Genomic DNA, 25,811 nt, shown 5'->3' on the forward strand with positions numbered 1-25,811 from the left:
TCGGGGGACGGGGCGGGCCCGGTTCCGCGGGGGAACCGGGCCCTGGACCCGTGCGCATTGCCTGGGGCGGTGTTCAGGCGACCGCCGCGACGGCGGGCTCCGCGCTCGCCGGGAGCCGGATGCCGAAGTCGCGCAGGACGGCGGTGGCGGCGCGGCGGGCCGAGTGCAGCGCCCCCTGGACGGTGTTGGAGTCGCGGTGGTCGCCGCACACGTACAGCCCGGCCAGGACCCGGACCGGCCTGCGCAGGTCGTAGGGCGGCGGCATCGCGGGGACGGCCTCGGGGGCGTGGTGGACGGCCAGCAGCTCCCATTCCCGGGTGCCGGTCTCGTACAGCCGGGCCAGCCGCGAGGCGACCGTACGGGCGGGCGGCGGCGGGCCGAGCACGGTGGTGGTGACCAGGCTCCGGCCGGCCGGGGCCCGCGTCGGGTCGACCGCGCTCATCACGGCGGTGTGGGCGACGGGCCACCGGGGATCGCCGTCGAGCAGCAGCGAGCCGTCCCACGGCAGCGGGGCGGCGGTGGCGTGGTGGATGACGGTGACCTCGTGGAACGCGGGCACCCGCAGCCCCGGCAGCAGTTCGGCGGCGGCCCGCGCGCCGGTGGCCAGGACGGCGGAGCGGCAGCTGAAGTCGCCGTGTTCCTCGGTGGTGACCCGTTTGGTCGCCACCGACCGGACCCGGACCCCGGTGCGCACCGTGCCGGGCGGCAGGGTGGCGGCGAGGAGTTCGGGCAGGGCCGAGGCCCCGCCCTCGGGCACGGCGAGCCGGCCGCGGGCGAAGGTGCGCAGGGCCAGGTCGGCGACGCGGCTGGAGGTGGTGAGCTCCGGATCGCGCAGCAGCGCGGTGAGCAGGGGGCGCAGGGTCGCGCCGAGGGCCCGGGAGCGCAGCGCGGCGTGCGCGCTGCGCTCGGGGCGGGCCAGTACGCGTTCCACCGGCAGGGCGGCGAGCCGGCCGAGGTAGGCGCTGAGCCGCGCCTGGTCGAAGGATCCGCTGGCCAGCGCGCGGGCCGGGGTCAGCGCCCCGGCCCTCGACTGCCGGCCGTCGGTGTGGACGAGCACCCCCGGCGCGAAGGGCTTCAGAACCAGGTCGGCAAGGCCGGGGGTCCGGTCGAGCTCCGTGTACGAGGTGTTGAGCAACTGTCCGATCCGGTCCAGCCGGAATCCGTCGACGTGCTCGGTGGCCATCCGGCCGCCGGGATCGCCCGCGGCCTCCAGGACGGTGACCGTGACCCCTGCGGCGATCAGGTGGTGCGCCGCCGCGAGTCCTGAGACTCCGGCTCCTACGATGATGACGTCCGCGTGCTGTGCGGTGCGGTGCGAGTTGGTGAGCACGTGCCCCTCCCCGAGGTCGGCGCGGCTGTGTGGGAATCCTCCTTCCCCCAACGGGCTCCAGGGGAACCCGAGTTCGGTGGGGTATTACGGCCAACTCCGGTCGCACACCGGTCGCATCCGGGTCACAAACGGTCGCACGGGGGCGGTGGCGTGCCGTGGGACGGTCCGGGCGCCCCTGACGACACGGCCTAGCGGGCGAGCGCGGCCCGGATCGACTCGTCGATCCCCGGGTGCCGGAAGGTGAAGCCGGACTCCAACAGCCGGGTGGGGCGCACCCGCTGACTGCCGAGCACGTCCCCGGCGAACTCGCCGAGTACGACGCGCAGGGCGGGGGCCGGTACGGCGAACAGCGTCGGCCGGTGCAGGACGCGGCCCATCGCGGCGGTGACCTCGCGGTTGGTCAGCGGCTCGGGGGCGGTGAGGTTGAGGGGGCCGGAGAGTCCGGGGGTGTCGATGGCGTGCCTCAGGGCGGCGATCTCGTCGTGCAGGGAGATGAACGACCAGTACTGGCGGCCGTTGCCGAGCCGGCCGCCGATCCCCGCCTTGAAGATCGGGAACAGCTTGCCCCAGGCCCCGCCCTCGGCGGCGACGACCAGTCCGGTCCGGGCGAAGACCGTCCGTACGCCGGCCAGCCGGGCGGGGGCGGCGGCCGCCTCCCAGTCGATGCAGACCTCGGGCAGGAAGCCCCGCCCGGCGGGGGCGTGCTCGTCGACGGCGCGGTCGCCGGTGTCGCCGTAGTAGCCGACGGCGGTGCCGCAAACGAAGACGGCGGGCGGCGCGTCGAGTGCGGCGATCGCCCGGGCCATGGCCGCGGTCCCCGCGACCCGGCTGTCCCGGATCTCCTTCTTGTACGCGGCGGTCCACCGGTGGTCGCCGACCCCGGCCCCGGCGAGGTGGACGACGGCCCCGCAGCCCGCGAGCCCGGCGGGGTCGACGTATCCGCGCCGCGGGTCCCACTCGGCCTCGTCGGCGGCGGCGGGCGTACGCCGTACGAACCGCACCACCTCGTGCCCGTCCGCCCGCAGGGACCGTACGAGGGCCTGGCCGATGAGCCCGCTGGAACCGGTGATGGCGATGCGCATGCCCCCATCATGCCGTCCGCCGCGCGGCGGACCGGGCACCGCCGCCCGGGCTCCTGGCCAGGACGCTCAGGACGCGCCCAGCCAGGTACCGGCCGCGTAGGTGACGCCCATCGCCAGGGCGCCGCCGGTGACGTTGCGCAGGATCGCCCGGGCGGCCGGGGCTCCGCCCAGTCGGGCGCTGATCACCCCGCACAGCGTCAGCGCCGCCAGTACCGCCGTCGCCGTCACCGGCACCCGCTCCGACGGCCCCGGCAGCGTGATCGCCAGCAGCGGCAGCAGCGCCCCCACCGTGAACGCGATCAGGCTCGCGAACGCCGCGTGCCAGGGGTTCACCAGCTCGTCGGGGTTGATCCCGAGCTCCACCCGCGCGTGCGCCTTCAGCGCGTCCCGCTCCGTCAGCTGCACCGCCGCCTCCCGCGCGAGGGCGCGGCTCAGCCCCCTGGCCTCCAGCAGCCCGGTCAGTTCCGCCAGCTCCGCCTCCGGCTCCTCCGCCAGCTCCCGCCGCTCCGTCTCCAGCGCGGCCCGTTCCGAATCCCGCTGGGAGCTCACCGAGACGTACTCCCCCGCCGCCATAGACAGCGAGCCCGCCAGCAGTCCGGCCACCCCCGCCGCCAGGATCGACGCACGTGAGGTGGTGGCCCCGGCCACGCCCACCACCAGGCCGGCGGTGGAGATGATCCCGTCGTTCGCGCCGAGCACCCCCGCCCGCAGCCAGTTCAGCCGCGAGCCGATCACCGCGCTCTGCTCCGCCCCGCCGCCCCCCGTTCCGCCGGCCCCCGCGCCGCCCATGCCGCCCGTTCCGCCCGTCCCGCCCGCTCCCGCGCCGCCCGCATCCGCATCCGTCACGGGACCACTGTCGGCGTCCGGACCCCGCACGGCCACCCGGCGGACCGGTCCGGCGTGCGCGCCCCCCTCCCGCGTACCAGGGTGGAGGGGTGAGACGCCGACGGGAGGAGCCTGGCTGGCTGCACGGGAAGCCGCCACCGCGCTGGGCGCGGCTCGCGCCCCCCGTGGCCCTGGTGGTGCTGGTGCTGGCGCAGGCCGCCACCCCGGGCGACATCGAGCTGGGCTACTTCCTGGCCGGTCTGCCCCCGGTCGCGGCCTTCGCGTACGGGGCGGCCGGCACGGCGGTCTTCGCCGGGATCGTGCTGCTGCTGCTCGGCGTGTCGTCCCTCGGGGTCGGGCACGCCCAGGGCGCCGATCTGGCCACGGTGGCCGTGGTCGCGCTGCTGAGCGTGGTCATCGCCTGGGTCCGGCGGCGCCGCGACGCGCAGCTGGTCAGCGTACGGACCGTCGCGGAGGCGGCCCAGCTGGCGGTGTTGCCGCCGGTACCGGACCGGGTCGGTCCGGTGCGCTGCGCCGGGCTGTACCGGGCCGCCCAGCGCGGCACCCTGGTCGGCGGCGACCTGTACGACGTACGGGTCGGGCCGTACGGGGTGCGGGCGCTGGTCGGGGACGTGCAGGGGCACGGCCTGGCGGCGGTCGGCACGGTGGCCGCGCTGCTCGGCGCCTTCCGGGAGGCGGTGCTGGACGATCCGGAGCTCGTGGGGGTGGCGGCCCGGCTGGACCGCAGGCTGCTGGCGGACACCGCGGGCCCGGGCGGGTCGGCCGCGCCCGGCTCGGCCGACCCGCCCGGATCAACCCGATCCGCCGGACCGACCCGCCCGCCCGGATCGACCCGCCCGCCCGGATCGACCGACCCGCCCGGATCGACCGACCCGCCCGGATCGGCGGCCCCGGCCGGATCGGCAGACGGATCCGGGGGCCGGCCGGAGCTGTTCGCGACGGCGCTGCTGCTGGAGTTCCCGCCCGGGCTGGACCTCGTACGGATCCTCTCGTGCGGGCATCCGCCGGCGCTGCTGCTCCGGGCTTCCACGGTGTCGGAGGTGGCGGTGGAACCGGGCCCCCCGCTGGGGCTCGGGCTCGCCGGCCCGGACCTGGCGGTGGTGGCCGACGTACCGCTGCTGCCGGGGGACCGGCTGCTGGCGCACACGGACGGGGTGACGGAGGCCCGGGACGCGGCGGGCGAGTTCTACCCCCTGGCGGTCCGGGTCCCGGCCCTGGAACGGGACCCGGCGGGGCTGGTCGAGGCCGTGTGGCAGGACCTGGTGGAGTTCACCGACGGCGGCCCCCGCGACGACGTGGCCCTCCTGGTCCTGTCCCTTCCGGAGGCGTGATCCGCGGGTGCGGGGGCGCCGTGCCCCCGACCGCCCTCCGGCGGATGTCGCCGGACGCCGGTCGGGGGCGGGGGCGGGGCTCAGGCTCCGTTGCTGACGATGAAGGCGCGGACCAGCTTGCACGTGACGTTCGACGGGCGGTGGATGCCCGTGCGGACCGCCATCGTGCGGATCTTCCGGTTGGTGGCGCGGCGGGCGTCGTACGTCCCCGAGTCGAGCAGGGATATCGCCAGCCGCATCGCCTTCAGACGGCGGTTGTGGCTCTCGTACCACTCGCGGGGCAGGCCCGCCGGCAGCGGCTTCTTCTTGACGGGCTCAATGGTCGTGGCAGTGGCCATCTACAGCCTCCCAAACGGTAGTTGGCTTCCTGTCGTTCTCCCTCGATTTTACCGGGGAGCACTGACAAAAGCCCCTGGCCAGACAGGCCCTGGCTAGGGTGGGGGCCATGGAGATCTGGATCAATCCCGCCTGTTCGAAGTGCCGTGGCGCGCTGACCCTGCTGGACGCGGAGGGGGCCGAGTACACGGTGCGCCGCTACCTGGAGGACGTGCCGTCCGAGGCCGAGATCCGCGAGGTCCTGGGCCGGCTCGGCCTGGAGCCGTGGGACATCACGCGCACCTCGGACCCGCTCGCGAAGGAGACCGGCGTACGGGACCTGCCGCGCGAGGAGACGGACGCGGCCCGGGGGCTCTGGATCGCCCACCTGGCGGCGCACCCGAAGCTCATCCAGCGTCCGATCATCACGGCGGAGGACGGCACGGCGGTGGTCGCCCGCTCGGAGGAAGCGGTCCGCGAGGCCCTGTCCCGGCGCGGCTGAGGCGCGCCCGCTCCTCATCTCGGCCTCACCTCCCCACCCCATAGGGTGTGAAACGAAGCAAAGGGGATGTACCGCACCAGAAGGACCGCGCCAAAGGACAGCGATGACCGACGAGCAGACCCGGCCGGACCAGCCGGACCAGCCGGACCAGCCGAAGCGGCCGGACGCACGGCACCAGCAGCAGCGCCCCCGGCCCCACCTGCCCCCGCCGCGCCGGGGTGCCGACTGGATGTTCGGCGGGGTCTACGGGACCGTGCTCGCGTCCGGCCTGCTGGCCGCGCTCGATCAGGCGGGCGGCGAGTACACCCCGTTCTACGACGCCACCTGGGTACTGGTCACCGCCGGCGCGGCCGCGCTCGCGCACGGCTACTCGCACCACATGACCAGCCATCAGGCCGGCTCCGCCGCCCACCGGTGGCGGGTGCTCTCGCGGGCGCTGTGGAACGAGTGGCCGATGATCGTGGCCACTCTTCCCACCGTCCTGCTGCTGGTCATCGCCGGGATCGCCCACTTGGACTCCCACACGGTGACCGCCGTCGGACTCGGCCTGAACACCGCGCTGCTGTTCGCGTGGGGCTCCTTCGTGGCCCTCCGCGTCGGCTACCGGCTCGGCTCGGCCCTGCTCATCGGCATGGCGGACGCGACCATCGGCCTCGCCATCATCGTGGCCAACGCGGTCATCAAGTAGCCCGGCGGGCGGCCCGCCGGGGCCCCGGCCCCTCAGTCCGGGAGCTGGGACTCGGCCTCCGACAGGATTTCCGTCAGGCGGGCCGCGAACCGTGCGTCGCGCGGGTCCGGCACGCCGGTGCGGGCGGCGGTGAGCAGCGCGTCCAGGGCGCGCCCGTACGCGCCCGGCACGTCGGTCCAGTTGGGCAGCGAGAAGACGCCCTCGGCTCCGCGCAGCTCCAGCCCCACCCCGGCCGCCGCCGTCGGCGCGCCCAGGCTGAGCACGGCCGTGCTCGCGGCGCCCGAGGCGTGGCGCAGGGCGAGCTGGACCACGTCGGAGGGTCCGCGGGTGGCGGTGACGGACGTGACGTCGCCGAGGACCGGGATCAGGACGGACAGGGCGTGCGGGCCGACGTCCCACAGCCCGCCCTTGGCCTTGCGCCAGGGCGAGGCGGCGTACGCGCTGGGCGTGCCGTCGGGCGGGAACACGGCGCCGAGCCAGTGGGCGCTCGCCGTGAACCACCCCGAGCGGCCGGCCTGCTCGGCGACCCAGCCGGCGGCCGGCTCGGCGAAGCGGAGGGTGAGGAAGACGACGGAGGCGACGCCGTGCCGGGCGACGGCGTCGGCCACGGCGCGGGCGTCCTCGACGGTCGTGGCGACGGGCTTGTCGAGCAGCAGTTGGCAGCCCGCGGCGGCGGCGCGCACCGCCAGCGGGGCCTGGACGTCCGGCGGCAGGGCGAAGGCCACGACGTCACAGTCGGCGAAGAGCGCGTCGGGGTCTTCGTACACCTTCACGCCGTACTCGTCGGCCAGCTCGGCGGCGGCTTCGGGGCGGCGGCCCCACACGCCGGCGAACTCGGAGCCGGCGTGCGCGGCGAGGGCGGGGGCATGGGTGCGGTGGGCCCAGGGGCCGGTGCCCAGCAGGCCGACCCGGGGGCGGGCCGGCGGGCGGGGCGCGTCGATGGGATCATCGGCCGAGGTCAAATCGTACGAAATGCTCACCTGCTCAGTCTGCCCCACTCGGACGGGTGTGCTGCCACCAACCCGCACAACCCACCCGACCTGCGGCGTAAACCTCGGTAACACGGGGTTCACACACGGGCAACGGAAGAGAAATCGCGACCGGGCACGCTGCGGTCAACACCGCAACGCACCGCAGTACGACAAGCACAGCGCACCGCACCGCACACAGCACGACCAACGCAGCACCCGCAGAGTCTGCGCCGGAGCGACGCACCGAAGGATGGGGCCCGTGAGCTACAAGGCTGAGTACATCTGGATCGACGGCACCGAGCCGACGGCGAAGCTGCGCTCCAAGACGAAGATCCTGGCCGACGGCGAGGCGCTGTCGATCTGGGGCTTCGACGGATCGAGCACCAACCAGGCCGAGGGCCACGCCTCCGACCGCGTGCTCCAGCCGGTGTTCTCCTGCCCGGACCCGATCCGCGGCGGCGACAACGTCCTCGTGCTGTGCGAGGTCATGAACATCGACATGACCCCGCACGCGTCGAACACCCGCGCGCTGCTGCGTCCGGTCGCCGAGCAGTTCGGCGACCAGGAGCCGATCTTCGGCATCGAGCAGGAGTACACCTTCTTCGACGGCATCCGGCCGCTCGGCTTCCCGGTGGGCGGCTTCCCGGCCGCGCAGGGCGGCTACTACTGCGGTGTCGGCTCGGACGAGATCTTCGGCCGCGAGATCGTCGAGAAGCACCTGGACCACTGCCTCGCGGCGGGCCTGAGCATCTCCGGCATCAACGCCGAGGTCATGCCCGGCCAGTGGGAGTTCCAGGTCGGCCCGGTCGGCCCGCTGGAGGTCTCGGACCAGCTGTGGATCGCGCGCTGGCTGCTGTACCGCACCGCCGAGGACTTCAACGTCTCGGCGACGCTGAACCCGAAGCCGGTGAAGGGCGACTGGAACGGCGCGGGCGCGCACACCAACTTCTCCACGAAGGCGATGCGCGAGGACTACCGCGCCATCATCACGGCGTGCGAGGCGCTGGGCGAGGGCTCGAAGCCGCTGGACCACGTCAAGAACTACGGCGCCGGCATCGACGAGCGCCTGACGGGCCTGCACGAGACCGCCCCGTGGAACGAGTTCAGCTACGGCGTCTCGGACCGCGGCGCCTCGGTCCGCATCCCGTGGCAGGTGGAGAAGGACGGCAAGGGCTACATCGAGGACCGCCGCCCGAACGCGAACGTGGACCCGTACGTGGTGACCCGCCTCATCGTGGACACCTGCTGCACGAGCCTGAAGAAGGAGGGCCTGGTCTAGGGAACCCGGCCCGCCCCGCCCCGCTTCTGCGACACGACGCCCGTCGAGCCCCCGTGGCCCGGCGGGCGTTGGGCGTTGGGCCGCGCGCGTCGGGCGTTGCCCGTCCGCGGTCCCGGTTACCGGAGGTCCGCTGGAGGACCCATCGCGGAATTTGAGATTCCGCTCCACTAGGTGAGACGGGATCTGCCCTGTGCCCCCCACATCTGCTTCAATGACGCTCATGGCCAGCCACTCACACACCTCGAACGGTCGCAGCGACCTCGAGCCGTTCTGGCCCTCCCGTCAGGATCACGACTTCGACCGGGTTTGTTGCCGCACGGAGAACGCGCCGGCCCTCTAAAGCCTTTCGGGATCCGCCAAGAGAGCTCCCCCGAGGCCTTCGGTCTGCGCGGTGCGCGAGGACGTACGTACCTCTCCTGCCGACCACTTCGCGTGAAAGAGCTGACCACTCATGTCCCACACCCGTTCCCTGACCTCTGCCGCCTCCGCCGCCTCTGCCGCGACCGCTGCGACCGTGCCCCCCGCCTATCCGCCCAGTCCCCGCCACCGGCTGCGCGCCGTGGACCGGAACGAGGTCGCCCGCGTGGTCGACCTCCTGCCGCCCGGCGCCACCTGGCTGCCCGCGCCGCAGCACGCCGTGCCGACGCTGCCGGGCCAGCCGCCGATGGTCGGATACCTGGTCCTCGTACCGGCCGGGTCGGACGACCTGCAGCCGCCGATCGCCTTCGCCCCGCAGTCCGTTCCCCGGCCCCCGGCCCCCGCCGCCGCTCCCGCCCCGGAGACCGCGACCGCCGCCGGGGACGGGCTCGTCCGGATCGACGCCGCCCAGCGCACCGCCGAGGTCGACGGCCGGGTACTGGACCTCACGTACCTGGAGTTCGAGCTGCTGGCCCACCTGGTGGCGCACCCGCACCGGGTGCACAGCCGGGACCAGCTGGTGACCACGGTCTGGGGCTACGGTCACGTCGGCGACGGCCGGACCGTGGACGTCCACGTCGCCCGCCTGCGCCGCAAGCTGGGCGCGGCGCACCGCGGCGCGATCCAGACCGTGCGCCGCGTGGGCTACAAGTACGCGCCCTGAGCAGACGGACGGTGGGCCCGTACTCCGTGCAGGAGTACGGGCCCACCGGCTTCCGGACTAAGCCGCGCGGCGCGCCGCGACCGCCCCCAGCAGCACGTCGACCGCCAGGAACGCGACCAGGCTGATGCCCAGCAGCGGTACGAACCACCCGACCACCGCGGTCACGGCGGCGAACGGGAGCAGCATCGTCAGCGGCACCTTGCGCCAGGCACCGCGCGGCTGGGCGCGGCCGGCCGACAGGGCGCGGTCCTTGGTGGGACGGCGCAGCCACCACATCCGGTAGCCCCAGAAGACCAGGAACATCACCGCGACCGCGAGCGCGCCGAGCGCGATCTGGTTGGCGAGGCCGAAGGTCTTCCCCATGTGCAGGTCGATGCCGAAGCGCGTCAGCTGCGCGAGGACGGGGTAGTCGGCGAAGCGCAGTTCGTCGATGATCCGGCCGTCGGCGGGGTCGACGGCGACCGAGTCGAGGTGCACCGGCAGCTGCTTGTCCTGCTCCTTGATCACGTAGCCGTTGCCCTTGGCGGGCAGGGTGACGCGGAGCTCGTGGGTGACCCCGGCGGCGCGGGCGGCGGCCACGGCCTTGTCGACGCCGATGTCGGCGGTGGCCGGGGTCGCGGGCATCTCCATTCCGTCGGGCATGGCGTGCCCGGTGTGGCCGGCGTGCGCGTCGGAGCCCGAGGCCGAACCGGGGGCGAGGGCCGCGGACACCGAGGGGGTGGCGCCGCCGAGTCCGTCCTGGAGCTGACCGATGTTCTCGCCCGCGTACTTCGACCAGGTCAGGCCGGTGGCGGAGAGCCCGACGAGTCCGACGACGGCCCAGAGGCCGACGGCCCCGTGCCAGGACAGGGTCTTGCGGCGGCCGGTGGCGGCGCGGTCGGGCAGGACGAGCAGGGCCTTGCGGGAGCGGCGGCGGCCGATCCACAGGGCGAGTCCGCCGAGTGCGACGACCCACAGCCAGCTCGCGGCGAGCTCGCTGTAGTTCCGGCCGAACTCGCCCAGCTGGAGGCTGGAGTGGAACTCGCTGAGCCAGGCGCGCAGCGGCAGCGCGTCGCCTTCGGTGGTCAGCTGTCCGTTGACGTGGGCCGTGTACGGATCGACGAACACGGTACGGGTCTGGCCCTCCTCCAGCCCCGGAACCTCCATGATCACGCGGGTGGTCGCCTCGGGGTCGGGCGCGGGCCACACGCCCACGACCTTCCCCTCCGGCACGGTGGCCCGGGCGGCCGTGAGCTGGGCGCTGAGCGGCACGGTGCTCTCGCCGACCTTGGCGACGTTCAGCTCATCGGCGTAGATGATCTTCTCGGCCTGCCAGGAGCCCGCGTACAGCAGACCGGTGGCGGCCGCGAGGAAGAGCAGCGGGGCTATCAGGATCCCGGCGTAGAAGTGCATGCGCAGGAGCAGCGGCCGCAGGGCGGCCCAGGCTCCGGGCTTCGAGGACGCGGCGGCCACGTCGGATGTGGCGGGTGCGTCAGGTGTGGCGGTGTTTGCGGCGGCGTCCGGGGTGCGGACGTCCTGAACCTCGTCAAGGGACATGTGGGTCCTAGGTATTGGCGCGTTGGCGAAGACATGGGTGATCGGGCCCCAGGTCCCGCCCCTCGCCAATGCGGAGGTGCGCCGGTCGGTCAGACGGCGCGGGCGGGACGGCCGGGGGCCGTGGCGCGGGTGTTCCGCCACCCGGGCGGACCGCGGCGCACCAGGGCGTGGGCGGGCACCGCTCCGCGCAGCCCGCGCGGGGGTTCGTACGAGGGCCGCGGCGCGGGCGGCGCCGGTACGGGGGCCACCCCGGCCCGGAGCAGCGCGAACGCGCGGGCGAGCGGCCGGGCCGCCAGCAGCGCGGCGGCGCCGAGGACCGGGGCCAGGCGGAACACGGCGGCCTCGCCCCTGGCCAGCCAGGCGGCGCAGAACAGACCGGCGAGCACGTGCGCGGCGATCATGCCGAGGCCGCCGTGCCCCGCCATGTCGGCCATCCCGGCCATGTCGGCCATCCCGTGCAGGTCCGCCATGCCGTCCATGGCATGCACGGCGCCCGTGCCGGCGGTTCCGGCCGCGTCCGGCATCGTCACGCCCGTCATGCCCGTCATGTGGTGGCGCCCCGGCATGGGCGTGGCGAGCGGGACGCCCTTCCCGGCGTGTCCGCCGTGCCCGGCCTGGCCGCCCGAGAAGAGCAGGTGCAGTACCCCCTGCACGGCGAGCAGCGCCGCGCTGATCCCGACGGGCCCGCGGCGGCGCCCGGCGGCGAGCCACGCGAGTCCGCCCGTCACCCCGAAAGCACCCAGAAGGCCCATCAGGGGAATATCTTCACCGGACATGTACGAATGCCCCACAGCACCCAATGCGGTGCACACCGCCGCGAACATCGCGGCCCGTGTGGCGCGCAGCGGCGCGGGAGTTCCTGACATGGCTGAAACATGCTCGCACGGGCCCCGGTTCCGCCAGCCCGAGGGGCGTGTCCGATCATGATCGGATGAATTCACTGCCCTGGCCGCCACCGGCCCTCGGTGTGGTGTATGCGGGCGGGGTCCAGCTCGGCGCGTACGCCCTGGAACGACTGGGTACGGCGGAGCGGGACCGGGTGCTGCGGGGCTGCTCGACGAATGTCGACAATCTCGCCGCCGGTCGCTGGGAGACCCTGCTGAGCAGCGCCTTCGTCGTCGAGGAACCCATGCCGCTGCCGTACGCGCTGCTGCTCGTCGCGGTCCTCGGGTACGCCGAGTACGCGTACGGGGCCTGGTGGACGGTCGGGGTGTTCCTCTTCGGGCACGCCACGGCGACGCTCCTCGTGTTCGGCGCCCTGCGCGGGACGGCCGACGCCCCGACCCGGCGGGCCCTGGACGTGGGCGCCAGCTACGGCTTCAACGCCGTGCTCGGCGCGCTGACCTCCGCGCTGCCGCGCGGCCCGGTCCGTACGGCCGCCCGGGTGGGACTGCTGGCGCTCGCCGTACAGCCGGTGCTCAAGCGGGAGCGGACCTTCACGGACGCCGGGCATCTGGCGGCGCTGGGGATCGGGGTCGGGCTCTCGCTCGCCCTCGATTGCCTATCCGGGACGAAACATCAGAAAATCGGGTGAATGCACACCGCCCGCACCACGTGAAACGCCCGCACTACCCGCACCACCCACGCCGCACCCACACCGCTGGAGCCGCCACGATGACCACGACCACCCCCTCCACCACAGTCGCCAACCTCCGCGACCTCGGCGGCACCCTCCTCTTCGGCGGCCGCACCGTCCGCCCCGGCCTGGTCCTGCGCTCCGGCCAGCTCGACCGCCTCGACGTGGACGCCGACCCGGTCGTGGCCGCGCTGGGCCTGCGCACGGTCATCGACTTCCGCACCGACGCCGAGCGCGCGGCCCACCCGGACCGGATACCGCAGGGCGTCCGCCTCCTGGTCGGCGACGTGCTGGCCGACAAGCTGAGCTCCGGGAAGATCCCGGCCGCCACGCAGCTCAAGGACCTGCTGTCCGACCCGGCGATGGCGGAGGAGCACCTGGGCGGCGGCAAGGTGCAGGCGCTGTTCGCCGACACCTACCGGTCCTTCGTCTCCACCGCTTCCGCGCAGGCCGCGTACCGGACCCTGCTCACCGAGCTGGCGGACCCGCAGGCCGGCCCGCTGCTGTTCCACTGCACCGCCGGCAAGGACCGTACGGGCTGGGGCGCGACCATCGTCCTGTCGCTGCTCGGCGCGGACGACGAGACCCTGATGGACGAGTACCTCTCCGTCAATCCGGCGGTCAAGCAGGCGTTCGCGCCGATGATCGAGGGCTTCACCGTCGCCGGCGGCAACCCGGACATCGCGCTGGGCCTCATCGGGGTGTTCCCCGAGTACCTGGAGGCGGCGCTCGAAGAGGTGCGCACGCGCTACGGCTCGATGGAGAAGTACGTGCGCGAGGGCCTCGGCGTCCCCGACGAGGCGGTCGAGGCGCTCCGCGCCCGCCTGACGCAGTGACCGCCCGACGGCGTGACCGCGTGACCGCCCGACGGCCCGACGGCCCGACGGCCCGACGGCGTGACGCTCTGACCCGACCGTGCGACCCGGGGACGGGTGACCATCCGACGATTCGCTCGTTCTGCTGAACGTGACTGCGCCGGACACCGCCACCCGCCCCCCGTCTCCCGTGCCGCCCGACGTCGAGCTGGCCGAGGCCGCCATCGTCGAGCACTACCCGCGGCTGGTGCGGCTCGCCTATCTGGTGCTGCCGCCCGCCCTCGGCCGCAACCGGCGGGTGCTCACCGCCCATTCGCTGGCCCAGCGGGCGCTCCCGCGCGGGCGGCGCGGCGCCGGGGCGGCAGCCGCCGCGGCCGCCGTACAGGGCGGGGTGCCGGGCCAGCGCGGGACCCCGGGCGCCGATCCGGGGTACGCGTACGTGCGGCTGAGGGTGCTGCGGGCCGCCCTGGAGGCCGGGATTCCGCTGACCTTCCGGGCGCTGCCCCGGCGGGCCCAACTGCCTCCGCTGCTCCCCCAGGTGTGGGGGCTGCGGCTGTTCCCGCGCTCCGGCGGGGCCGAGGAGCTGGCCCTGGACCAGTGGCTGGCCACGCTCGACGGGCCCGGCCGGGCGGCCTGCGTACTGCGCGCCCTGGAACGGCTGCCGGAGCCGGAGGTGCTCCGGGTGCTCGCCGAGGCCGGGGTCGCGAACCCGGCCGCCGCCGTCGCGGAATCGGGGGATCCGGCCAACGACGCCCTGTTCGCGTCCCCCGAGTTCGATCCGTGCGTACTCCAGGCGCGCCCCACCGACCTGCTGCGCCGGCGCCGGTTCGGGCGGGCCGCCCTGGCCGCCGCGGCCGCCCTCGCCGTATGCGGGGCGCTGCTCGCGCTGCCCGGCGGCGGCTGGGGCGCGGACGGGGCCGCGGCCCCGCCGTACGCCCAGAACGCGGCGGCGGAACAGGCTCTGGACCCGGGCAAGCTGGTCCGGGTCGCGCCGGCCGCCTGGCGCACGTCCTCCCGTACGGGCTTCTCCACCTGGCCCGCCCGCGGCGACCGCACCGACGACGCCGAACTGCTGCGCCGGGCGCTGGCCGTGTGGGCCCGGCCCGGCCGGGCGGTGGTCGCCTCGGCCACCCCCGGCACCCCGCCCGGTCCGCCGATGGGCCCGCCGCAGCTGCTGTTCGCGGGCACCGTCGACCAGGCGGTCGTGGTCCTGCTGTACGACGGCCTGCGCGTGGTCCGGTACGCCGAACCCCGCACGGGGACCTCGGTCGCCGCCCTCGACTTCGCCCGGACCGACGCCGCCTCGGCGGAGAGCGCGACCGCGCTGGTGCTGAGCCGGGTCGACGGCAACGTCCGCTACCTGACCGCGCCGTGGGTCACCGGCGCGGGGCTGCGGGACCTGCTCAAGCCCGGTGAGGCTCCGGCGGCGCTGAAGCTGGGGCAGGACGGGATCACCCCGCCGGTGGCGAGCCCGGCCCCCGCGGGCAACTGCACCGGCTGGAACGCCCTGGCCCTGACCGGGGGCGGCGCCACCCGGCTGGTCACCGACCTCGGCGAGCTGACCCCGGCCCGGCTGACCTCGGGCGCGCCGGGCGCGGAGCGCGACGTGGCGGAGGGGGCGGAGCTCGGCGACTGGTCGCGGATCGCGTGCCTGCTGCCGTCGGTCCGCTCGCACGGCGTCCGCAGCGTCAACGCCTGGACGTACGCGAAGCAGCCGCTGCCCGAGGGCGATGGCACCGCGACCTGGCTGTGCAGCCGGGCCGAGACCTGGGCGGGTACGGAGGACCGGGTGCAGGCGCAGTTCCTGGCCCCGGGCGCGCCGCTGGCCGCGCAGGCGGCGAAGGCGGAGGGCTCGCCGGCGTGCGGGGCGCGGGAGCCGCGGGTGCTGGCGGGCGTGCTGTGGAAGTCGAAGGCCGGCCAGTGGTACGTGCTGGCGGCGGGCAGTGCGCAGTTCGCCTCGCTGTCGGTGTCGGGCGGCGGGGTGAACGGGTCGGCGAACGGCAACCGGCTGGCGGTGAAGGCACCGGCGGGGGCTCAGGTGGAGCTGGCGGGCAAGCTGACGGACGGTACGAAGGCGGGGGTGCTCCGGTAGCTCCACCGCACTGGGTGAATCTTCAACCGTCAACGGCGGCCGGGGAGTTGGCGGGATCCGGACATGACTGCCACCGCATGAACATGGCATGATCGGATTCCGGTTACCACGCGGTAACCCCCCACACCCCTCACGTACCGAAGGTTCACCCACGTGCGCTTGCTCGCCCGACGCCTCCTGCTGCCCGGACTGACCACCCTGGCGCTCACCGCCACCGGCTGCTCCTCGACCCCGCACACCGCCGCCGCCGACGCGGCCGCCCCCGCCACCCTCGCACCCGCCGGCGACGGCACGTCGCAGCAGCTCGACGTGGCCGCGGCCCCGCAGGGGACGCCGACCCCGGCGGCCGTGGCCCGCGCCGGCGGGAAAGGCCGGACGGAGCAGTCCTCGCTGAAGGTCGCCTCGTACGACCAGGCGAGCGGACGGGCCGTCATAGCCAAGGCCCCGCAGGGGCCCGCCCCGTCCTCCTCGCCGAGCAAGAAGCCCGAGCCGGGCAAGAAGCCGGACCCGGGCAAGTCCCCCGAGGCCGACAAGCCCGTCGCGGTCGGCGACGTCATCGCCAGCGCACCGGCGCCCGGCGCCCCCAACGGCCTGCTGGCCAAGGTCACCGAGGTCATCGGGAAGACCGACCGCGGCACCGAGGTCAAGACCGCCTCCACGACGCTGGCCTCCGTCCTGAACGACGACAAGGCCGACGGCAAGGTCCCCGTCGACCCGTCCTCGGTCACCGTCGAGCCCCTGATGAAGGGCGTCACCTTCTCCTGGGCCAAGACCGGGGGCGTGAAGTTCGGCCCCGAGGGCGCGAAGCTGCCGCTCGGCAACCTGCGGCTCGACGTGAACGCCGCCGTGGACACCGCCCCGGACGCCCCGGCCTCGGCCGGCGCCTCGGTCTCCGGATTCGTCCAGCTCGCCCCCCAGGTGGAGTTCTCGTACGACGGCACCCCGGGCGGCGGCTCCGGCCCGCACGGCGCCTTCCTCGGCATGAGCGGCGACTGGTCCTCGCAGTGGAAGCTCCAGGGCCGCGCCGCCGCGAGCACCGGAGCGCCCAAGCGGATCCCGTTCGCCAAGCTGCACAGCGCCCCGGTCATCCAGGTCGGCCCGGTGCCGGTCGTGGTCAACCTCGACCTGACCTGCTACGTCCAGGTGGAGGCCGACGGCCACGTGACCCTCGACGTCCAGCAGGACGTCAAGGGCGACTTCAAGATCGGCGGCAGCTACGCGCTGGGCAAGGGCTGGACGCCGGTCAGCCAGTCCAACGTCAAGAGCACGCCGGTCACCGCGACCGTCACCGCCGCCGGCAAGGTCAAGGGCGCGCTCGGCGCCGAGGCCTCCGTCGGCCTGTACGGGGCCGTCGGCGTCAGCGCGGACTTCGCCCCGTACCTGCGCGGCGAGGCCGACGTCAAGGCGAGCGCGTCCAGCGACGGCAAGACCTCCCTCAGCGGCGCGTGGGCGCTGTACGGAGGCTTCGACCTGAGCGGGAACCTGCACCTCCAGCTGTCCCTGTTCGGCACGCCGCTCTTCGAGCGCAAGATCCCGCTGGGCGCCCTCAACCGCGAGTGGGCGCTCGCAAGCGGGCACGCCGGGCGGTAACCGGACCTGAGGACCCTGAAGTCCCCCGGGCGCGGCGCGCCCGGGGGACTTCCGCATGCCCGGGGCCCTCGGGCCGGAACTTGATGGGCGCAGAGGGGTTTTCCTCTCCCCTACCCCTCAGTACATTGACGCCATGTCTAATACGCCGCACGCGCCCGCCCCCGTGGCGTCGGAGCACATCGAGCTCAAGGCGCGGAACGTGTCCTTCGGCTGGGAGGACACCCCGCTCCACTGGCTGCCCGGCGACCCGTTCGCCACGCACACCATCAACGTGCTGCACCTGCTGCTGCCCGCGGGCGAGCGCTGGTTCGTGCACGTCTACAAGCAGGTGCTCCCGTACATCAAGGACGAGCAACTGCGCGCGGACGTCGTCGGGTTCATCGGCCAGGAGGCCATGCACGCCGCCGCGCACGACGACGTGCTCCCCCACCTGAAGCGCCTCGGCCTGGACCCGACCCCCTACACGGCGCAGGTGGACTGGCTCTTCGAGAAGCTGCTCGGCGACCGGACGCTGCCCCCGGGCAGGGCCCGCCACTGGTGGCTCATGGAGCGGGTGGCGCTGATCGCGGCGATCGAGCACTACACGGCGTTCCTCGGGAACTGGGTGCTCAACGCGGACGAACTGGACCGCCGGGGCGCGGACCCCGTGATGCTGGACCTGCTGCGCTGGCACGGTGCGGAGGAGGTGGAGCACCGCTCGGTGGCCTTCGACCTCTTCATGCACGTGGACGGCGGCTACCACCGGCGGGCCCGGACCTGGGCCACCGCGTTCACGGCGCTCGTCTTCCTGTGGCAGCGGGGCGCCCGCTTCTTCATGGAGAACGACCCGGAGCCGACCGCCGCCAAGGCGTCCCTCGGCCAGTTCTTCCGGGCGGGCCGGCAGGGCACGCTGCCCTCGGCGGGCGCGATGCTCAAGTCGATCCCGACGTACCTCTCCCGTACGTACCACCCCTCCCAGGAGGGGTCGACGGCCCAGGCCGTGGCCTACCTGGCCTCCTCCCCCGGCGCGAACGGCGGTGCCACCGCATGAGCCGCGCCCTGAAGCTGGCGGCGGTCGCGGGCGCGGCGCTGCTGACCCGGCGCGCCCTGCGGGGGCGCATCGCCCGCTCCCCCCTGTGGCCCCTGCCGGCGCTGGAGACCCCGGTCTCGGGCCACTCCCCGCGCCGTTGGCTGCCCGCCCTGATCGTGTCCCGTACGGAGCCCGCCGACGGGGTCCTGACGCTGACCCTCGAATCGGCGGAGCTCCCGCCGTGGAGCCCGGGCGCGCACGTGGACGTACAGCTCCCCTCGGGCCTGGTCCGCCAGTACAGCCTCTGCGGCGACCCGGCCGACGCGGGCCGCTACACGATCGCGGTCCGGCTGGTCGAGGACGGCCGGGGCGGCTCGCGCGAGGCGCACGCGCAGCTGCTGGAGGGCGCGGAACTCCCCGTACGCCCGCCCCGCAACCGCTTCGAGCTGGAGCCCTCCTCCTCGTACCTCTTCGTGGCGGGCGGAATCGGCATCACGCCGATCCTGCCGATGCTGCGGGCGGCCACGGCGGCGGGCGCGGACTGGACCCTCCTGTACGGCGGCCGTACGAGGGCCTCCATGCCGTTCCTCGCCGAACTGGAGCCGTACGGCTCCCGGGTCACCGTCACCCCGCAGGACGAGGCGGGCCTCCCCGACCTGGCCGCCCTCGCCGCGGCGGGCCCGGACACCCTGATCTACTGCTGCGGCCCGGCCCCCCTGATGGCGGCGGTCCAAGAGGCGGCCCCACCCACCACCCGGGTCCACCTGGAGCGCTTCACCGCGACCCCCGCGACCGGGACCTCCCGCCCGTTCACGGTCGAACTCCACCGCTCGGGCCGCACCATCGAGGTCGCGGCGGACGAATCCACCCTGGCCGCGGTCCGCCGGGAGCTCCCCGACACCCCGTACTCCTGCGAGCAGGGCTTCTGCGGAACCTGCCAACACCGGGTCCTCGCGGGCGGGGTCGACCACCGCGACACCCTCCTCACGGACCAGGAGCGCGAGGACTCGATGCTCCTGTGCGTCTCGCGCGCCCAGGACAATCACCTGGTCCTCGACCTCTGAGCGTTGCCGCAGGCCCAGTAGGGTGTGGCGCATGACTACCGGGACGCGGCGCAGGATGGGTGTCGAGGAGCGGCGGCAGCAGCTGATCGGGGTGGCCCTGGAGCTGTTCAGCCTCAGGTCGCCCGACGACGTGTCGATCGACGAGATCGCGGCGGCCGCGGGCATATCGCGGCCGCTCGTCTACCACTACTTTCCGGGCAAGTTGAGCCTGTACGAGGCCGCGCTGCGGCGGGCCGCCGACGAGCTCGCGCAGCGGTTCGTGGAGCCTCGGGAGGGGCCGCTCGGGGCGCGGTTGCTGCGCGTCATGGGCCGGTTCTTCGCGTTCGTCGACGACCACGGGCCCGGGTTCTCGGCGCTGATGCGCGGCGGCCCGGCCGTCGGGAGCAACCGGACCAACGCGATGATCGACGAGGTCCGGCAGGCCGCGTACGAGCAGATCGTCACGCACATCGGCATCGAGAACCCGCCCGCGCGGCTGGAACTCGTGGTGCGGTCCTGGGTGTCGCTCGCCGAATCCACCGCGCTGATCTGGCTGGAGGGGCGGAAGATCCCGCGGGCCGAGCTGGAGCTCCAGCTCGTGCACGACTTCGCCGCGCTGGCCGCCGTGAGCGCCGCCTACGACGCGGAGATGGCCGCCATCCTCGGCCGGATCCTCGCGGACGAGCCGGCCGACGGGCCGTTCGGGGAGCTGGTCGGGCGGCTCGTGGGGCTCGTGCCCCCGACGGTGGAGCCCGTCGTTCCCAACGCCCGCTGATCATCCGCGTGATAATGCGCCCGTGATCATTAATGACGAGATCTTGTTCCGGCGTGCCGTGGAGAAGGACGCCGCCACTCTGGTGGCCCTGTACGACCAGGCCGCCCGGTGGATGCGCAAGCACGGGATCGACCAGTGGAAGCCCGGGGACAAGGACGCCGCGCACTTCCTGGCGAAGATGCGCGAGGGCGAGGTGTGGCTCGCCGGGGACGCCGACGGGCGGATCGTCGGCGCGTACGAGCTGTGGTGGTCCGACGAGGAAGCCTGGGGCGTGCAGCCGCCGGTCGCGGGCTACGTGCACCGGCTGATGGTGGAACGCGAAACCGCGCCCGCGGGGGCCGGACGGCGGATACTCGAACATGCCGAGCGCCGGATCGCCGGTTCCGGACTGCCGCGGGCGCGGCTGGACTGCGTCTCCACCAACCCCCGGCTGCTCACGTACTACCGGGGTGCGGGCTACCGGGTGGTCGGGGAGTTCCCCCACAAGGAGGGCAAGGACGGCCAGGTGTACGGGGTGATCCTGCTGGAGAAGCGGCTGGATCAGCTCACCGTCGTGTGAGTCACCGGTTCCGGGTGAAGACCGCGACGGTGCGGGGCGGGGTGGTGAACTCTCCCGTCTTCGCGTCGTACGCGGCCTGCTTGACCGCGGGGTCGGAGCCGGCCGCCTGGACCGGGTGCAGGGCGTAGCCGGTGCCCGCGAGGGCCGGGATGCGCTGGGACCGGGCGGCGGGGGTGGCGTTGAAGACCACCACCAGGTCGCCGAGGGTCATGGTGATCACCCCCGGGGTCTCGTCCGTGCCGGAGAGCGGGAAGGCGAGCGCCGCCTGGACCGCCTCGGGCGTGGTGAGGGCGAAGGCCGGTTCCGTCGTACGGATCCGCAGCAGGTCGCGGTAGGCGGCGGACGCGCCGGTGATCTCGGCGCAGCCCGGTGCCTTGGCGCCGGCCAGCAGCGGCTTCGCGTAGAGCCACTTGGAGCCGTTGTCGGCGGCCGGGGGCAGGCCGCGCCCGAAGCCGTTGCCCTCGCGGCAGTCCCAGTGGATGGCGTTGAACCAGTCTCCGCTGTCGTACGAGTTGCGGTCCAGCGACTTCGAGCGGAGCAGGTCCGTACCGGCCTGGGACAGCGAGGGGCCCTGCGAGAGGGTGCCCACGGCCATCGCCAGGACCTGCATCCGGGCCTGGTCCGCGGCCGAAGTGCCCTGCGGCAGCTTGTAGGCCAGGGCGTCGGCCAGGGTCTCGTTGTCGTGGGCGTCCGCGTAGGCGAGGGCGTCGCCCGGAGCCGCCGCGTAGCCGGCCGGGGAGCCGTTGTAGTCCACGTCGGAGCCCTTGGTGCGCTTGCCCGCGCTGTCCGTGAAGGCGTACGAGGCGAGGTTGCCGGACAGCCCGACCTTGATCAGGTCCTGGGCGTGCAGCAGCCGCGCCCGCTGCTGGTCCGCGGTGCCGTTCGCGGGCGAGGCGTTCGGTGCCGTGAACAGGCCGGAGGCGAAGCCCTGGACGCGCGGGTCCTCGTCGAAGGGGCCGCCGCCGCGGACCGCGTCGCGCGAGCGGTCCGAGAAGGTGGCGATGCCGGTGCCGGCCATGTTCTTCTGCGTGGCCTGGACGAAGCGGGCGTCGTCCGCGACCTCGCCGAAGTTCCAGCCCTCTCCGTACAGGATGATCTTCTTTCCGTCGACGCCGTCCTTGGCTACGGTCAGCGCGTCGAGGGCCTTGCGGACGGCGAGGATGTTCGCCTTCGGGTGGTGGCCCATCAGGTCGAAGCGGAAGCCGTCGACCTTGTACTCCTTCGCCCAGGTGACGATCGAGTCCACGACGAGCCGGCCCATCATGGCGTTCTCGGGGGCCGTGTTGGCGCAGCAGCTGGAGTTGGCGACCGAGCCGTCCGCCAGCAGCCGCTGGTAGTAGCCCGGCACGATGCGGTCGAGGACCGACTTGTCGGCCTGTCCCGACGCCACGGTGTGGTTGTAGACCACGTCCATGACGGTCCGCAGGCCGGCGCCGTTCAGCGACTGGACCATCCTGCGGAACTCGACGGTGCGGGCCGTGCCGTTCGGGTCGCTCGCGTACGAGCCCTCCGGCACGGTGTAGTGCAGCGGGTCGTAGCCCCAGTTGTAGGCGTCCTTCGCGGCCGCCGCGGCCACGCAGGCCTGCTGCTCGGGCGAGTCCGGCGCGTACACCTTCAGGTCGCAGGCGGGTTCGGTGCGGTCGGAGGCCTTCTCCGGGATCGTGCCGATGTCGAAGGAGGGCAGCAGGTGGACGTACGAGGTGCCGGACGCGGCCAGTTCGCGCAGGTGCCGCATGCCCGCCGAGCCGGTGTCCGTGAAGGCCAGGTACTGGCCGGGGTGGGCGCTCGTGGGGTCCGCGACCGAGAAGTCGCGGATGTGGAGCTCCTGGATCTGCGCCGAGGTGAAGGGGACGGCCGCGGGCTTGCGCAGGCCGCGCCAGCCGGGCGGGGCCAGCTTCGGGTCGGCCAGGTCGACGGCCAGGCTGTACGTGGAGTCCGTGGTCAGAGCGGTGGAGTACGGGTCGGTGACGAGGTTGCGGACCATCTTGCGGGCGCTCGGGGCCCACACGGTCACGTCGTAGCGGTAGGGCTTGCCGGTCCAGCCGCGCTCGCCGCGCACCGACCAGACGCCGGTGGTGTCGTCGCGGCGCATGGGGACGGTGCGGCCGTCGAGTTCGAGGGCGACCTGGCGGGCGGTGGGGGCCCAGACGGAGAGGGTGGGGCGGCCGTCCTTGAAGACCGGCCCGAGGGCCGCGGTGTTCGCGTACAGGTCGTCGAGCACCCCGGCGAGCTGGACCCCGGTCGCGGCCAGGACGGCGCCGTTGGCGGCGCGGGCGCTCGCGACGAGCTGGCCGCGCAGGGCTTCGCGTACGCGGTCGCGGTCGCGGGGGTCGACGGAGTAGGCGGCGTACGCGGCCAGGTGCGGGAACTTCTGCTTCTGGGCGGCGGTGAGTTCGGTCCTGGCCAGGCGCAGCCACTGCGCGCCCTCCGCGTGCAGGGCCCCGTTCTCCGCGGTGACGGTGCCTTCGCGGGAGGCGAGGAGCTGGACGGAGGCGGCGGCCGCGGGGGCGTTCCAGGCGAGGGTGTCTCGGTCGATCCAGACGGCCTCGGACTTGGTGAGGTCGAGGGCGGCGGAGGAGCCGGCGGGCTGCGGGAGGAGGTAGGGGGCCCGGCCGCCCAGCATCCAGACCTCGTGGCCGGTGGCCTTCAGGTCGAGGGACTGGTCGGTGGGGAGGTCCTTCTCGTCGCCCTTGTGGAGGATGTAGCTGAGGCTGGTCGCCCCGGCCGCGAGCGGGACCTCGTAGACGGCGCCGTAGGAGTCGGTGCGGGCGGGCATCAGCGGCTTGGACCAGTCGGTGGGGGCCGCAGCGCCGGTCCAGACGTGCAGGCCCCAGCCGTCATGGGCGCCGTCGGCGCGCTGGTAGTGGAGGACGGCCTTGGCCTGGTCCTGGGGCGGGTAGGCGGGGCGGTCGGTGGTGGCCGCTTCCTTGCCCTGCTCCAGCCAGACCTCGCCGCTCTTCGTCACGTCGAGGGTGCGGTCGGTGGCGACGTCCTTGTTGCCGTCCTTGTCGATGACGAGGTAGCCGATAGAGGAGGCGCCGGGCTTGAGGCGGACGTAGGCGAAGGCCCCGTACGCGTCGCGGCCGGTGAAGTCGTGCCCGGCGGGCCACGGCGTGGCCTCGCCGTCCGCGAGGTCGCCCCAGGCGTAGAGCCGCCAGTTCGCGTAGTCGCCGTCGGGACGGCGGTAGTGGACGACGGCGTAGTCGCGCTGGGTGGCGGTGGGGACCGGGGTGGGCGGGACCTGGCCGGAGACGGACTCGGCGAGGGCGCTCGCGGTGCGGCCGGAGGCGTCCACGGCGACCGCCTTGTAGCGGAGGGCGGTGCCGGCCGGGGCCGTGATGTGCTGGGTGACCTTGTACGGGGCGTGGTCGGCTGAGCCGAGGACCTGCCACTTCCCGGTGCCGGTCTGGGCGGCGAAGACCACCCGGTTCAGGCCGCCGCCGGTGACGTCGGCGGAGAGCTCGACGGTGCCGGTGGCTGCTGCCGCCGGGGCCTTGAGGGTGATGCCCGGAGCCGCGGCGGGTCTGGCGAGCGGCGCGCCCGCGCGCAGTACGACGGAACCGAGGGCCGGGACGACCACACGGATACCGGCGGCCGTGGCCCGCATCGAACCCGAACCCCCGTACAGGGCACTGAACTCGGTACCCGGCACGCTGCCGACCGGCATGTCGATGGTGACCGGCTCGGACGCGTTGTTCACCGCGACCGCGTACTCCGTCTTGGAGCGGGCGTCGGTGCGCGTGAACGCATAGACGGAGTCGCGGGCGAGCCGCTCGGTCTGGACGCCGTCGCGCAGCGCCGGGTGGGCCTTGGTCAGCCGGGACAGCGCGGCGATCTGGCGGTACAGCGGATGGGCGGGATCATAGGCATCGCTCGCATGGGTGCGCGCCGTTCCGAGCTGGTCGTCGTCCAGGTAGTCGGCGACCCGCGTGCCGAACAGCGGCTGCCGGGCGTCCTTGTCGCCGCCCGCGCCCGTGAAGCCCTGCTCGTCGCCGGAGTAGACCACCGGGTTGCCCCGGGAGAAGAACATCAGCTCGTTGGCGAGCCGGTAGCGGTCCAGGAGCTCCTGCTCCCCCGCCCCCGGCCGGTCCTGCTTCAGGAAGCTCCCGAAGCGGCCCATGTCGTGGTTGCCGAGGAAGGTGACCTGCTCGTACGCGTTCGCCTTGTCCGTGGTGTACCGGTAGTCGTCGGCCAGGACGGAGCCCAGCCGCGAGGCCCCCGCGCCCTGGGAGGCGTACGCGCGGATCGCGTCCTGGAGCGGGAAGTCGAGCGTGGCGTCGAGGCGGCCCTGCGTCACGTAGGGGGAGGTGACGGCGGTGTCGGCGGAGTAGACCTCGCCGAACATGAAGAAGTTCTTCCGGCCGCGCTGGGCGGCGTACTTGTCGAGGGCGGTGGCCCACTGCGTCCAGAACCCGGTGTTGACGTGCTTGACCGTGTCGATCCGGAAGCCGTCGATCGAGAAGTCCTTGACCCACTTCTCGTAGATCTTCTCCATCCCGCTGACGACCTCTGGCCGCTCGGTCCACAGGTCGTCGAGGCCGAAGAAGTCGCCCTGGTCGGAGGATTCCCCGGCGAAGGTGGAGTCGCCCCGGTCGTGGTACATCGCCGGGTCGTTGAGCCAGGCGGGAGCCTTCAGGTTCTTCTTCGCGTCGGGCACGAAGGGGGTCCGCGGGAAGGACTCGGCGTCGACGGCGGGGAACTTCCGCTTCCCGTCCGCGTAGTCGGAGTCCTCGAACGGCACCCCGTCCTTCGTCAGATAGGGGAAGGCGCCTTTGGAGAGGTAGGAGTAGGACTGCTCCCGGTAGTCGACGACGTCGGCGGTGTGGTTGGTGATGACGTCGAAGAAGACCTTCATCCCCTTCGCGTGCGCCTTGTCGATCAGCCGCTCCAGGTCGGCGTTGGTGCCGAAGTGCGGGTCGACCTGCGTGAAGTCGGTGATCCAGTACCCGTGGTACCCGGCGGAGACGTCGGCCCCCTTGCCCTGCACCGGCTGGTTCTTGAAGATCGGCGCCATCCAGATGGCGGTGGTCCCGAGCCCCTTGATGTAGTCGAGCCGGTCGGTCAGCCCCTTGAGGTCGCCGCCCTGGTAGAAGCCCTTGTCCGTCGGGTCCAGCCCGGTCTCCAGCCGGCTGCCGGTCAGGCCGCCGGTGTCGTTGCGCGGATCGCCGTTCGCGAACCGGTCCGGGAGGACGAAGTAGAACTGCTCCCGGGTCAGGTCGTGCCGCGCGGGCTCGGCGGCCAGCTTCGCGTCCGAGGGCGGGGCGGGCGGCGCGGCGGCCGCGGCCGGGAGGGCGGGCAGGAGCGTCACGGCCAGGGCGGCGGCGAGCACTCCTGCGGCGGGGCGTATCAAGGCGGGTCTCCTTGGTTACGTGTCGCGTGGATGAGGGCCGC

At 73.8% G+C, this 25,811-nt stretch carries 21 protein-coding genes; 13 read left to right on the forward strand and 8 right to left on the reverse strand.

Annotated features, from left to right (window positions below; all coding sequences use genetic code 11):
* Window positions 1-73 precede the first annotated feature (73 nt).
* The 3 genes from ADK52_RS29940 to ADK52_RS29950 all read right to left on the reverse strand — a co-directional run bounded on the left by ADK52_RS29940 (window position 74) and on the right by ADK52_RS29950 (window position 3,201).
* The gene (locus ADK52_RS29940; RefSeq protein WP_053692976.1) at window positions 74-1,330 is read right to left on the reverse strand and encodes an NAD(P)/FAD-dependent oxidoreductase; all 1,257 of its coding nucleotides are present in this window, start codon (window positions 1,328-1,330) and stop codon (window positions 74-76) included.
* A 188-nt stretch (window positions 1,331-1,518) separates the two neighbouring features.
* Entirely contained in the window at window positions 1,519-2,412 is an 894-nt protein-coding gene (locus ADK52_RS29945; protein WP_053692977.1) for a TIGR01777 family oxidoreductase, read from the reverse strand.
* 66 nt (window positions 2,413-2,478) lie between these two features.
* Complete coding sequence (locus ADK52_RS29950) at window positions 2,479-3,201, reverse strand: VIT1/CCC1 transporter family protein (protein ID WP_053692978.1); 723 nt, start codon at window positions 3,199-3,201, stop codon at window positions 2,479-2,481.
* A 146-nt stretch (window positions 3,202-3,347) separates the two neighbouring features.
* Here ADK52_RS29950 and ADK52_RS40650 point away from each other — a divergent pair, with 146 nt between their 5' ends.
* A complete protein-coding gene (locus ADK52_RS40650; protein WP_053692979.1) occupies window positions 3,348-4,589 on the forward strand; it encodes a PP2C family protein-serine/threonine phosphatase in 1,242 nt (413 codons plus the stop codon).
* Between the two features lie 80 nt (window positions 4,590-4,669).
* Here ADK52_RS40650 and ADK52_RS29960 read toward each other — a convergent pair whose 3' ends face one another.
* Complete coding sequence (locus ADK52_RS29960) at window positions 4,670-4,927, reverse strand: hypothetical protein (protein ID WP_030156195.1); 258 nt, start codon at window positions 4,925-4,927, stop codon at window positions 4,670-4,672.
* A gap of 107 nt (window positions 4,928-5,034) precedes the next feature.
* Here ADK52_RS29960 and ADK52_RS29965 point away from each other — a divergent pair, with 107 nt between their 5' ends.
* Both ADK52_RS29965 and ADK52_RS29970 read left to right on the forward strand, forming a co-directional pair.
* Window positions 5,035-5,406: an ArsC/Spx/MgsR family protein gene (locus ADK52_RS29965; protein ID WP_053692980.1), complete on the forward strand. Its 372-nt coding sequence runs from the start codon at window positions 5,035-5,037 to the stop codon at window positions 5,404-5,406.
* Between the two features lie 103 nt (window positions 5,407-5,509).
* A complete protein-coding gene (locus tag ADK52_RS29970) occupies window positions 5,510-6,094 on the forward strand; it encodes a hypothetical protein (RefSeq protein ID WP_234344309.1) in 585 nt (194 codons plus the stop codon).
* 32 nt (window positions 6,095-6,126) lie between these two features.
* On the opposite strand, the gene ADK52_RS29975 is transcribed toward ADK52_RS29970, so the two are convergent.
* Window positions 6,127-7,068: a Gfo/Idh/MocA family protein gene (locus ADK52_RS29975; RefSeq protein ID WP_234344313.1), complete on the reverse strand. Its 942-nt coding sequence runs from the start codon at window positions 7,066-7,068 to the stop codon at window positions 6,127-6,129.
* Between the two features lie 256 nt (window positions 7,069-7,324).
* Here ADK52_RS29975 and glnII point away from each other — a divergent pair, with 256 nt between their 5' ends.
* On the forward strand, window positions 7,325-8,344 hold the full coding sequence (glnII, locus tag ADK52_RS29980) for a glutamine synthetase (RefSeq protein ID WP_053692982.1): 1,020 nt from the start codon (window positions 7,325-7,327) through the stop codon (window positions 8,342-8,344).
* Between the two features lie 451 nt (window positions 8,345-8,795).
* Window positions 8,796-9,425, forward strand: a complete 630-nt coding sequence (locus tag ADK52_RS29985) for a winged helix-turn-helix domain-containing protein (protein ID WP_053692983.1) — start codon at window positions 8,796-8,798, stop codon at window positions 9,423-9,425.
* 57 nt (window positions 9,426-9,482) lie between these two features.
* On the opposite strand, the gene ADK52_RS29990 is transcribed toward ADK52_RS29985, so the two are convergent.
* The gene (locus ADK52_RS29990; RefSeq protein WP_053692984.1) at window positions 9,483-10,961 is read right to left on the reverse strand and encodes a PepSY-associated TM helix domain-containing protein; all 1,479 of its coding nucleotides are present in this window, start codon (window positions 10,959-10,961) and stop codon (window positions 9,483-9,485) included.
* Between the two features lie 89 nt (window positions 10,962-11,050).
* Window positions 11,051-11,713, reverse strand: a complete 663-nt coding sequence (locus ADK52_RS29995) for a hypothetical protein (RefSeq protein WP_053692985.1) — start codon at window positions 11,711-11,713, stop codon at window positions 11,051-11,053.
* 179 nt (window positions 11,714-11,892) lie between these two features.
* On the opposite strand from ADK52_RS29995, the gene ADK52_RS30000 reads away from it, so the two are divergent.
* From ADK52_RS30000 to ADK52_RS30035, 8 genes are all read left to right on the forward strand, one after another.
* Entirely contained in the window at window positions 11,893-12,495 is a 603-nt protein-coding gene (locus ADK52_RS30000; RefSeq protein WP_107090208.1) for a rhomboid-like protein, read from the forward strand.
* An 80-nt stretch (window positions 12,496-12,575) separates the two neighbouring features.
* Complete coding sequence (locus ADK52_RS30005; protein WP_053692986.1) at window positions 12,576-13,373, forward strand: tyrosine-protein phosphatase; 798 nt, start codon at window positions 12,576-12,578, stop codon at window positions 13,371-13,373.
* Window positions 13,374-13,503: 130 nt separating this feature from the next.
* Window positions 13,504-15,444 (forward strand): hypothetical protein, encoded by a 1,941-nt coding sequence (locus ADK52_RS30010; RefSeq protein ID WP_053692987.1) that lies wholly within the window; start codon window positions 13,504-13,506, stop codon window positions 15,442-15,444.
* A 153-nt stretch (window positions 15,445-15,597) separates the two neighbouring features.
* On the forward strand, window positions 15,598-17,034 hold the full coding sequence (locus ADK52_RS30015; RefSeq protein WP_053692988.1) for a hypothetical protein: 1,437 nt from the start codon (window positions 15,598-15,600) through the stop codon (window positions 17,032-17,034).
* A gap of 133 nt (window positions 17,035-17,167) precedes the next feature.
* On the forward strand, window positions 17,168-18,064 hold the full coding sequence (locus ADK52_RS30020; RefSeq protein WP_053692989.1) for a metal-dependent hydrolase: 897 nt from the start codon (window positions 17,168-17,170) through the stop codon (window positions 18,062-18,064).
* Window positions 18,061-19,107 carry a PDR/VanB family oxidoreductase gene (locus ADK52_RS30025; RefSeq protein WP_053692990.1) on the forward strand — a complete coding sequence of 349 codons (1,047 nt, stop codon included), beginning with the start codon at window positions 18,061-18,063 and terminating at the stop codon, window positions 19,105-19,107. The genes ADK52_RS30020 and ADK52_RS30025 overlap by 4 nt, the downstream gene beginning before the upstream one ends.
* Before the next feature lie 31 nt (window positions 19,108-19,138).
* Window positions 19,139-19,861 carry a TetR/AcrR family transcriptional regulator gene (locus ADK52_RS30030; protein ID WP_053692991.1) on the forward strand — a complete coding sequence of 241 codons (723 nt, stop codon included), beginning with the start codon at window positions 19,139-19,141 and terminating at the stop codon, window positions 19,859-19,861.
* A gap of 22 nt (window positions 19,862-19,883) precedes the next feature.
* A complete protein-coding gene (locus ADK52_RS30035) occupies window positions 19,884-20,420 on the forward strand; it encodes a GNAT family N-acetyltransferase (protein ID WP_053692992.1) in 537 nt (178 codons plus the stop codon).
* 1 nt (window position 20,421) lies between these two features.
* Here ADK52_RS30035 and pulA read toward each other — a convergent pair whose 3' ends face one another.
* A complete protein-coding gene (gene pulA / locus ADK52_RS30040; protein ID WP_053692993.1) occupies window positions 20,422-25,770 on the reverse strand; it encodes a pullulanase-type alpha-1,6-glucosidase in 5,349 nt (1,782 codons plus the stop codon).
* Window positions 25,771-25,811 lie beyond the last annotated feature (41 nt).

Source organism: Streptomyces sp. WM6372, from assembly GCF_001279655.1.
GTDB lineage: Bacteria > Actinomycetota > Actinomycetes > Streptomycetales > Streptomycetaceae > Streptomyces.

Excerpts from the sequence above, each read along its gene's own strand:
- ADK52_RS29945 (WP_053692977.1), bottom strand. The coding sequence starts at position 2,412 with ATGCGCATCGCCATCACCGGTTCCAGCGGGCTCATCGGCCAGGCCCTC.
- ADK52_RS29950 (WP_053692978.1), bottom strand. The coding sequence starts at position 3,201 with ATGGGCGGCGCGGGGGCCGGCGGAACGGGGGGCGGCGGGGCGGAGCAG.
- ADK52_RS29960 (WP_030156195.1), bottom strand. The coding sequence starts at position 4,927 with ATGGCCACTGCCACGACCATTGAGCCCGTCAAGAAGAAGCCGCTGCCG.
- ADK52_RS29965 (WP_053692980.1), top strand. The coding sequence starts at position 5,035 with ATGGAGATCTGGATCAATCCCGCCTGTTCGAAGTGCCGTGGCGCGCTG.
- ADK52_RS29970 (WP_234344309.1), top strand. The coding sequence starts at position 5,510 with ATGACCGACGAGCAGACCCGGCCGGACCAGCCGGACCAGCCGGACCAG.
- ADK52_RS29985 (WP_053692983.1), top strand. The coding sequence starts at position 8,796 with ATGTCCCACACCCGTTCCCTGACCTCTGCCGCCTCCGCCGCCTCTGCC.
- ADK52_RS29990 (WP_053692984.1), bottom strand. The coding sequence starts at position 10,961 with ATGTCCCTTGACGAGGTTCAGGACGTCCGCACCCCGGACGCCGCCGCA.
- ADK52_RS29995 (WP_053692985.1), bottom strand. The coding sequence starts at position 11,713 with ATGGGCCTTCTGGGTGCTTTCGGGGTGACGGGCGGACTCGCGTGGCTC.
- ADK52_RS30000 (WP_107090208.1), top strand. The coding sequence starts at position 11,893 with ATGAATTCACTGCCCTGGCCGCCACCGGCCCTCGGTGTGGTGTATGCG.
- ADK52_RS30005 (WP_053692986.1), top strand. The coding sequence starts at position 12,576 with ATGACCACGACCACCCCCTCCACCACAGTCGCCAACCTCCGCGACCTC.
- ADK52_RS30020 (WP_053692989.1), top strand. The coding sequence starts at position 17,168 with ATGTCTAATACGCCGCACGCGCCCGCCCCCGTGGCGTCGGAGCACATC.
- ADK52_RS30025 (WP_053692990.1), top strand. The coding sequence starts at position 18,061 with ATGAGCCGCGCCCTGAAGCTGGCGGCGGTCGCGGGCGCGGCGCTGCTG.
- ADK52_RS30030 (WP_053692991.1), top strand. The coding sequence starts at position 19,139 with ATGACTACCGGGACGCGGCGCAGGATGGGTGTCGAGGAGCGGCGGCAG.